This is a genomic window from Cytobacillus sp. IB215316 (assembly GCF_033963865.1).
GTDB lineage: Bacteria > Bacillota > Bacilli > Bacillales > SM2101 > Nanhaiella > Nanhaiella sioensis.
Genome location: NZ_JAXBMC010000012.1, coordinates 118430 through 128259, shown reverse-complemented (window position 1 = coordinate 128259; position 9830 = coordinate 118430). Strand labels below are relative to the sequence as shown.

Genomic DNA, 9830 nt, shown 5'->3' with positions numbered 1-9830 from the left:
TGTTGAAACTGGAACAGTAGATGAAATATTCTATAGTCCTGAACATCCATACACATGGGGGTTGTTAGGGTCAATGCCAAGTCTTGAAGGCAGCGAGGATGAGCTATATGCGATTCCAGGGTCACCACCTAATTTAATTAGCCCACCTGTAGGAGATGCATTTGCATTGAGAAGTGAATACGCGCTGAAAATTGATTTTGAAATGGAACCACCGATGTTTAAAGTATCAAATACTCACTATGCAAAAACATGGCTATTACATGATAATGCACCGAAAGTTGAGCCACCTGAAATAGTGCAGCGTATGAAAAAGCAATATGAATCTTTCAAACGCAGACATGAAAGAGGGTAAATGAAAATGACGAATAGAAGAGAAAAATTGTTGGAAATTCAAGATCTTAAACAGCATTTTAAAGTTAGTAAAGAAAACACAGTAAAAGCTGTTGATGGTATTTCCTTTGATATATATAAAGGTGAAACGTTTGGCTTAGTTGGAGAATCAGGTTGTGGAAAATCTACTACAGGAAGAACGGTCATTCGTTTATATGATGCAACTGATGGCAAAGTTATTTTTGGTGGGGAGAATGTCCACGGGAAGAAGTCCAAAAAGGAATTAAAATCTTTTAATCGAAAAATGCAGATGATCTTTCAGGATCCATATGCGTCACTTAACCCACGGATGAAAGTATCTGACATTATAGCAGAAGGAATTGATATTCATGGTCTCGCTTCTTCTAAGCAAGATCGAATGAATAGAGTCCATGAATTGCTAGAAATTGTTGGACTTAATCGAGAGCATGCGAGTCGTTATCCCCATGAATTCAGTGGCGGACAAAGACAACGTATAGGGATTGCAAGGGCACTAGCAGTAGACCCAGAATTTATCATTGCAGACGAGCCTATTTCAGCATTGGATGTTTCTATTCAAGCTCAAGTTGTGAACTTGATGAAACAGTTGCAAAAAGAAAAAGGTTTGACATATTTATTTATTGCGCATGATCTTTCGATGGTCAAGTATATTAGCGATCGAATTGGTGTAATGTATCGTGGGAAAATTGTTGAATTAGCAAGCAGTGATGATCTCTATAACGACCCAATTCATCCTTATACGAAAGCACTGTTATCGGCAATTCCATTGCCTGACCCAGAACATGAGCGCTCTCGTAACAGAATAATTTATGACCCTTTGCAGCATAATTATGATACTGAAGCTCCTGCAATGAGAGAAATTAAACCAGGCCATTTCGTATATTGCTCAGAGTCTGAATACAAACGTTATAAAGAAGAACGGAAATAGTAACGATAGATCTCTTTTTTAAGGGATCTTCTTTTTTTAGGCTCTTTTGTATATTATGTTGCTTTTTTCACTTACATTTGAGTAATTGACGTGTCTAATGTGTTTGTAGTCTTTAGAGAAGAAAAGATGCCATGAATGCTTGATGTATACGTATTTATTTCTTAGTAAGAAAAGCAACAATTAATGCGAAACAAGCCTAAGTAATTAACACTTCTTGTCCTTTACTGCTAGTTTTATATTAGTAAGTTGTATATTACCTTCTAGCTGTCCTATTTTCTAATAAACGCAATATTTTGTCATACTCAAATATAACCAGCTAGATAAACCATCCATTATAATAAGTTGGTTGGGGTTAATTATATAGATTTGTCTAAAATGCTCGAATTACAACAATAAAATAGCCAAAAAAATAAAAGAATTTGTTAAACATTACCCCAAAAATTAGTTATTTGATTTATAATTAACTTAATTCATCTTAGTTGGGGGAACACTGATTTATGAATATAAAGGGATATTTTATTACACTTATAACTGCTAGTATGTTGTTCTTTTTGTTTGGTACAGATGGGTATGCTAAGCAAATAGAGACAACTTCGGTAAGTAATCACGTTATAAAAAGGTCAGTTGTAAAGAAAAAGAGCCTACCTGAACAGCTACCTCGATACATGTATGATTCTGGGTTGTCCTTTGAATACCCAGACGCAGTAAGAGGGATTTATGTGACAGGCCATTCAGCGGGTGGGGATAAATTTGGTACTTTAGTTAATTTAGTTGATTCATCGGATTTAAATGCAATGGTAATAGACATAAAAGATGATTATGGCAATATGACATACATACCAGAAAACCAACCATATAAAGAAATTGGAAAAAACTATATTAAAGACCCTGTAGAAATGTTAAAGACACTAGAAGAAAAGAAAATATATCCAATTGCTCGGATTGTAGTATTTAAAGACAGTGTCCTAGCGAATAAATATCCTGAATGGTCATTTATTGAAGAAAATAATATTTGGACAAATAGACGGGGCGAATCGTTCGTTAACCCATTCATAAAAGAAGTTTGGGATTATAATGTCGGTATAGCAATTGAAGCAGCAAAGCTAGGTTTTCAAGAAATTCAATTCGATTATGTGAGATTTCCAGAAGGATTTGAAAAACGTGATTCAATTTTATCGTACAGTATGGGAGAATATGCAAGCAAGGATATAGATAATGTTCAAAAACGTGTTCAATCAGTTACAGATTTTGTCGCCTATGCAAAAGAAAAGCTTAAGCCATATGGCGTAAAAGTATCGGTGGATATTTTTGGTTATACAGCAACATTGCCTGAAGCTCCTGGGATAGGGCAAAACTTTTCTAAAATATCAGCAAATGTTGACGTTATTTCGTCTATGATTTATCCTAGTCATTGGACAACATATTTTGGTATTCAACAGCCTGATTTAGAGCCATATAAACTGGTTACAGAATATATTAAGGTTGAAGCTGAGAAATTAAAGGAATTAGCTAATAGTCCTATCTCTAGACCTTGGCTCCAAGATTTTACTGCTTCTTGGTTAGGAAATGGTAACTATAAACTATATGGCAAAACTGAAGTAGAGGATCAAATTAGAGCTTTGAATGAAAATGGTGTAAAAGAATTTTTACTTTGGAATGCAGGTAACTCCTATACAGAAAATGTAGATTATACCCCGTTGAACTAGGAAATTACTTGTGAAGGTCGTTAGAAATATATCAATGGAGGTATTGGAATGGTTATTGATTATTTTACTGATTTTGCTATAGTGGCTGTACTAATCATTGGTATTACTGCTATGATGGGAGTCATGTTAAATGGTATTGGTGAAAAGTTTTTCGGAGGAAGAAAGAAAGCTGAATCTTTTAATCAATCTGCAAATACACAAGTCGGTTGGAGAAGTGTTGGAGGAAAGCGAAATTAATTTAACAGGAGATTTTTTCCCTATATGTACAATGAAGCAAAGTAGTTTTTACGAATGTATAACATCGTTAATGTAAGAAAAGTGCTGCGAAATAGTTGTATGCGTTTTAAATTCTTATTTTCATTACTGTCAATGAGAAAACAGTCCTGCTCAAAAAGATTCAATACCATTAAATACAAATTACATTTTATAGAAAATTACACTTAAATAAAATATATATAAGAAAAAACCTAGCTGTCGCTGGGTTTTTTTACACATAATTAATTGAAAAAAGTATATCTTTCTATATATATTTATTGTATAATTATCAATAGACATTACTTATTTAGATTTATTTCAATTTAGATTTTTTTTTCTTTTTTTGAAACTTTTTGTGTTTATTTACGTATAACATTTTAGAGAGTATCAAAAGGTGGAGAATATAAGCTGAAGCATTGTTTATGTTACAACATGTTTACTCGTACAATTCGTTAACATTCTCTTATCAGATATACTGAACTTTTGGTAACTTTTAATTTATGAAATTATTTCTTATGTGAGCTTTCTATCCACATAAATTATGGGAGTGAAGAAACAATGGTAACTTTATATTCATCACCAAGTTGTACTTCCTGTCGCAAAGCAAGATCTTGGTTAGAGGAACACGATATTTCATTTAAAGAACGAAATATATTTTCAGAATCTCTAACTATCGAAGAAATTAAAGAGATTTTAAGAATGACAGAAGAAGGAACAGATGAAATCATATCTACAAGATCAAAAACTTTTCAAAAATTAAATGTTAATGTTGATACTTTACCATTGAATGAATTGTATAGTCTTATTCGTGAAAATCCTGGATTGTTACGAAGACCAATTATCATTGACGAGAAAAGACTTCAAGTAGGATACAACGAAGATGAAATTAGAAGATTTTTACCGCGTAAAGTCAGAACATTTCAATTGAAAGAAGCACAAAAATTAGTAAACCAATAATCTGGAATATAAAAAAACTTCTACATTTCGATGTAGAAGTTTTTTAGCTTAGGTTCTTTTCGCAAAATTTTCTGCTATTAATAACAATATAGAAAAACGGAACTATTGGTTGTTTATGTGTGTCATCGTTTTAAAGAAAAAATACTTCACGAACTCTAGTTGTGTACGTATTTTTTAAAATTTAAATCACAGCAGCCATAGCATTGGCTGAGATTTTTAGCGAATAGCTTGTTGGTTTTCGTAAGATGCTAATAACAGAAACAAAGTTGCGAATTGTGGATGTATGAGTGGCGAATTAATTTCAAGTTTTTATTAACTTTTTATTAACAAGACCGAACAAGGCTTATCATGTTTAGTTAATTTAAAAGTCTTGTGCCGTTTAACGAACTACTCTGATCCGATTACTAATATATCCACCTGTAATTACAAGTAAAATGCAAATATATGGTATAATGATTTTTGCGTAATTATAGTGGTTAAAAAATTGTGTAAAATATAATTCATGTGTAATCATTCTTCCGGCAGTAAATGCTAAAATACTTGCTCCTATATAGATAATAATAGGGTATTGATCCATTATGTATAGTATTAGTTTACTGCCCCAAATAATAATTGGAACAGAGATTAACACACCAATTATTACGAGTGGCAAATGTCCTTGTGAGGCTCCAGCTATTGCAATTACATTGTCTAAACCCATTATAATATCTGCAAAGACAATTGTTCGAATAGCAATAAATAAAGAAGTACTTGCTTTAAGTGTTGCTTGATCTTGGCTCTCTGACACGAGTAATTGATAAGCAATCCTGAGAAGTAATATTCCACCAATCATGTACAATAACGGGATAGTCATTAATAAAGCTGCAATAATAGTTAAACAAACACGAACAATAATAGCAAAGGTAGTACCAATAAAGATAGCTTTATTCCTTTTAGCTTCAGGAAGATTTCTTGTTGCTAAGGCAATGACAACAGCATTATCGCCGCCTAATACGATGTCAATTCCAATAATCATCATGATTGTAATTACGTAATCAAAATCCATTCTCGTCCTCCTGTTAACTAAATAATAGCGCTATCTTTTTTATGGCTTTGTTGTAAACTTAGCTGATTCTTTTACTAAATGACGACTGTTAAACTAGATTAATGAAATCTTAGTGTTTGGTGCAAAGATGGTTATATTGTATTATTTTTTAGGTAGCATAATAAAAAAATGCGAAAGCAGCTTTTTTTATTAATAGTACAAGTATAGTAAGCAACATTCATCATTATGACGAGTAAATAACAAATATATGGCCATCTTTAAAAAACGACATTTTATATAGTATTACGTAATATAAATGATCTCGCTCTAGAAGGTTCGATGGAAAGAATAAGGACGATGCATTGCTATGTTGATAAACTAACTACAAGTCCATAAAAAAGAGACTAATTAAGTTTAAATAGGCTTTTTGTCTGCTCTGATTGGGCAGTAGATGGTTTTTAAATAATCGGTATTTTTTATTTCCATTCCTTTTGTATTTGTCATAAAATAAAAGTACAAGAATGATTATAATCGTGAAAAAGTGTATCACGGGGGTAAATAAGTCCCTTCAAAAACATCCTATGGAAGGGAGTTAATTATATGGAAATTGAACGAATAAATGAGAATACTGTAAAATTTTATATTTCATATTTAGATATTGAAGAAAGAGGATTTGACCGTGATGAAATATGGTATAATCGTGAAAGAAGTGAAGAACTTTTTTGGGAAATGATGGATGAAATTCATCAAGAAGAAGACTTTGTGGTGGAAGGTCCGTTATGGATACAAGTCCAAGCATTGGATAAAGGGCTTGAGGTACTCGTAACAAAAGCTCAACTTTCAAAGGATGGGAATCGGTATGAGATTCCTTTATCAGAAGATCGAATAAAGGAATTACCTGTTGATGAGAAAATAGAAGAGTTACTTGATCAACAATTTAGCCCAGCTAAGGATGATTATAATCAAAATGTTAACCAAGTAGATGATGAACAACTCGAATTTTTACTTAGGTTTGATGATTTTGAACATATTATCTCATTGTCACATCGAATAGATGGATCACCATTCAAGAATCGATTATTTTCATTCGAAGGACAATATTATTTATATGTTGAATTTAATGAAGAAAACATGATAGGGGATGAATTGGACGCTATTATAAGCTTGTTGTTAGAGTATGGGCAAGAAACAACAGTGACAATTCATCGACTAGAAGAGTACGGAAACGAAATCATTAAAGAAGATGCAATGACGGTTATAGCTAATCATTTCCCATCAAGATAATAAAAGCCGATTTCTGAAATAGTGAAATCGGCTTTATTAAAATACTTGTGAGTGTTATTAAATGCAGTAATGCAATTGGACTTTTGCCCACGTTAGTGTGGGCAAATTTTAATTAATTTTGCTAACTTAGGATTGAAGAACTGTAGTATGAGGCGGTGTGGGGAATGAAAAAAACATTACAGGTTTTAGTATTTTCATTTATTATAGTTATCTTATTTTATGTTACAAAACAATATTGGGAAGGCTGGATTCTAGGAGCGGTTAGTTTAATTATTAGTTTATCAGTTATTTTCATTGGTTTTGTTATTTTCTTAGAAAATAGAAATCCAACAGCAACATTAACATGGCTTATCATTTTAGGTAGTGTTCCGTTGTTAGGTTTTATTTTTTACATAATATTTGGTCGTAATTTTCGCAAGCGTAAGTTATTTGCTAAAAAAGCGTTGTTGGATGAACAGACATATTTAAAAATTGAAGGTGGACCATATTGGAGTGAGGAAAAAATAACTCATATGGGGGAGCATCAACAGCTTCTTTTCCGCCTTGCACAGAATTTAGGTAAAAGCCCAATATCCTTTTCAACAGAAACGAAAGTGCTTACAAATGGTGAGGAAACATTTTCTCATATTTTAGAGGCATTAAGAGGGGCTACACATCATATACACCTTGAATATTACATCGTAAGGCATGATGACATTGGGCAGCAAATCAAAGATATTTTAATTGAGCGAGCACAAAATGGCGTTCAAGTACGCTTTTTATATGATGCAGTTGGGTGCTGGAAACTTTCAAGAAGCTATATTGAAGAATTGAGAAAAGCAGGGGTGGATATGATTCCTTTTTTTCCAGTTAAATTACCCATTCTAAACCACAAAATTAACTTCCGTAATCATCGAAAAATAGTAGTGATTGATGGAACAATAGGTTTCGTAGGTGGTCTAAATATTGGTGATGAATATTTAGGTAAAGATTCTTATTTTGGTTTTTGGAGAGATACACACTTAGCTGTTCAAGGTGAATCAGTACGGACTCTACAATTGATTTTTTTACAGGATTGGTATTATATGACTGGACAAAAGTTGTTAACTCCAAGCTATTTGTCTCCACAGTTAATTGATAAAGAGAACTTGGGCGGTGTTCAATTAATTGCTGGTGGACCAGATAACGAATGGGAAATCATAAAGCAGCTCTTTTTTTCTATGATCATTTCGGCAGAAAAATCTGTTTGGATTGCAACGCCTTACTTTATTCCTGATGAAGATATTTTCACAGCGTTAAAAGTTGCTGCTTTAAGCGGAATTGATGTAAGAATATTGATGCCTAAACGTCCAGATAAAAAGATTGTATTTTATGCATCCCGTTCGTATTTCCCTGAGCTGTTAGAAGCAGGGGCGAAAATATATGAATACAAAAAAGGCTTTATGCATAGTAAGATTCTAATTGTGGATGATGAAATTGCCTCAATTGGAACATCAAATATGGATATGAGAAGTTTTCATTTGAATTTTGAAGTGAACGCATTCTTATATCGAACAAATAGTATTCGAGCATTAACAAATGATTTTATTCATGACATCGCACATTCTGATATTATTACCGAGGAGCAATTTAGTACCAGGCCAATTTGGGTTCGTTTATATGAGTCAACTGCACGATTGTTGTCGCCACTATTATAACAAGGATATCTTTTTTGAGGGTCAAACTTTGCGTTTAGACCCTTTTTTATTTAGGCTCTTATTCGTAAACTTTATTGCTTTTATTTGAGTAACTGATGTGGATTATATGGTTTTTATAGTTTTTTAGAGAAGAAAAGATGCCCTAACCGATTATTAAGCATGTTTAGCTCTTATTATGAAAAGCAACAATTAATCCGATAGTAGCCTAATACATTAGGCAATGAGATATATACCGATACAAATAAAAGGTTAACACCGAGCTACGGTAAAACAGCTTATAACTTGCGATCAGTAACAATTATTTAATAAATCGCTGACAATTGTCTATCATAAGTGCTAGCAATTTTAATTAAATATCATTAGCACCAAAGTTTTTGTAAATAGTCTAAAGGGATTTTGCTATTTTAGTTGAATGACAAATAGAAAGGGTGGTGACAATGTGTTAGTCGCAAAATTAAGTAATAATAAACAAGTATCATTAGTTGAAAACTGGACGCGGAAGGAGCTTGAAATTCTAAAAAGAGACGAAAGCTTTTATTGTCCATCTTGTGGCGAAATGATGTACCTTAAGCTTGGAACGAAAAGAATATTTCACTTTGCACATCAAACGAAGGAGAATTGTAAATTTTCGATTGAACCAGAATCTCAGTATCATATGGAAGGGAAAAGTGGGATATATGAATGGTTAAAAAAACAATCATTTTCTATCAAGCTAGAGCATTATATAAGCAACATAAAACAGCGACCTGATTTAATTATTAGAGACAATCATCATGTATATGCGATTGAGTTTCAATGTTCTACGATTAGTACTGAACTTTTTGCCAAACGAACAGCGGCTTATAAAAAATATGGTATTATTCCAGTTTGGATATTAGCAGCTAGCTTTATGAAAATAACTTCTCGGTGCATGAAGATATCTCAGTTTCAATCATTATTTATTGAAGATCTATATGGGCGTTATGGCAAGATCATATACTTTTGTCCGTATAAACGGCAGTTTTATCTTAACGAAAATCCACTTTTCTTCTCTTCAACTGAAGTTCTCTCTGGTATAGTTTCTCTTCCACTTCATTCAAGTACATTTTATCAATTGCTTAAATCAAAAGGTTTTCATGGGAAAACACTTTATGAAAATTGGGCTTATAAAAAGAAGTATTGGCGTTTATATTGTACGGTTTATCCTTCAAAAGACCTCGAAAAACTACTTCATGTATTGTATGAAAAAAAAATCCCACCGAGCCTAATTCCAGCGGAAGTTGGTATACCTACTAATTATTCCTATTGGTTTGAGACACCACCGATTGTTTGGCAAGCTTATATATATGTTGATATTCTTATGAAAAGTAATGGGGGAACTTTCACATTCGCTGACATACTTAATTGTGTGAACCTACGAATCACTAATAATAAAATATCGATTAGAACATTACCTTTAGTGACAAACTCACATTATGCTAATGCTATTAGAGAATATTTGCTTTTATTAGAGAAATTACAAGTGATAAAAAAAATTAAACATCAAGGGTTTAAAGTAAAAAAAGAATTTACGCTACCTAAATCTTCTGAAGATGCAGTTTTATTGGATTATGATATAATGAATAAGTTACTATCATATAATAATAAATAGT

At 32.5% G+C, this 9830-nt stretch carries 9 protein-coding genes; 8 read left to right on the top strand and 1 reads right to left on the bottom strand.

Features of this window, described 5'->3' with window-relative positions; genetic code table 11:
* The 5 genes from SLH48_RS17265 to spxA form a co-directional block, all read left to right on the top strand.
* The coding region (locus SLH48_RS17265; protein WP_320259167.1) for an oligopeptide/dipeptide ABC transporter ATP-binding protein at window positions 1-352 on the top strand (352 nt) is incomplete at its 5' end.
* Between the two features lie 6 nt (window positions 353-358).
* Entirely contained in the window at window positions 359-1297 is a 939-nt protein-coding gene (locus tag SLH48_RS17260; RefSeq protein ID WP_320259166.1) for an ABC transporter ATP-binding protein, read from the top strand.
* Window positions 1298-1794: 497 nt separating this feature from the next.
* The gene (locus SLH48_RS17255) at window positions 1795-3003 is read left to right on the top strand and encodes a putative glycoside hydrolase (protein ID WP_320259165.1); all 1209 of its coding nucleotides are present in this window, start codon (window positions 1795-1797) and stop codon (window positions 3001-3003) included.
* Window positions 3004-3051: 48 nt separating this feature from the next.
* A complete protein-coding gene (locus tag SLH48_RS17250; protein ID WP_214483286.1) occupies window positions 3052-3240 on the top strand; it encodes a hypothetical protein in 189 nt (62 codons plus the stop codon).
* Window positions 3241-3816: 576 nt separating this feature from the next.
* Complete coding sequence (gene spxA, locus SLH48_RS17245; protein WP_214483288.1) at window positions 3817-4215, top strand: transcriptional regulator SpxA; 399 nt, start codon at window positions 3817-3819, stop codon at window positions 4213-4215.
* A gap of 379 nt (window positions 4216-4594) precedes the next feature.
* Here spxA and SLH48_RS17240 read toward each other — a convergent pair whose 3' ends face one another.
* Entirely contained in the window at window positions 4595-5260 is a 666-nt protein-coding gene (locus SLH48_RS17240) for a TerC family protein (RefSeq protein WP_320259164.1), read from the bottom strand.
* Between the two features lie 579 nt (window positions 5261-5839).
* Here SLH48_RS17240 and mecA point away from each other — a divergent pair.
* The 3 genes from mecA (at window position 5840) to SLH48_RS17225 (ending at window position 9829) form a co-directional block, all read left to right on the top strand.
* A complete protein-coding gene (gene mecA / locus SLH48_RS17235) occupies window positions 5840-6523 on the top strand; it encodes an adaptor protein MecA (protein WP_214483291.1) in 684 nt (227 codons plus the stop codon).
* A gap of 164 nt (window positions 6524-6687) precedes the next feature.
* Window positions 6688-8199: a cardiolipin synthase gene (gene cls, locus SLH48_RS17230; protein ID WP_320259163.1), complete on the top strand. Its 1512-nt coding sequence runs from the start codon at window positions 6688-6690 to the stop codon at window positions 8197-8199.
* Between the two features lie 439 nt (window positions 8200-8638).
* The gene (locus SLH48_RS17225) at window positions 8639-9829 is read left to right on the top strand and encodes a competence protein CoiA (RefSeq protein WP_320259162.1); all 1191 of its coding nucleotides are present in this window, start codon (window positions 8639-8641) and stop codon (window positions 9827-9829) included.
* Window position 9830: the final 1 nt, after the last annotated feature.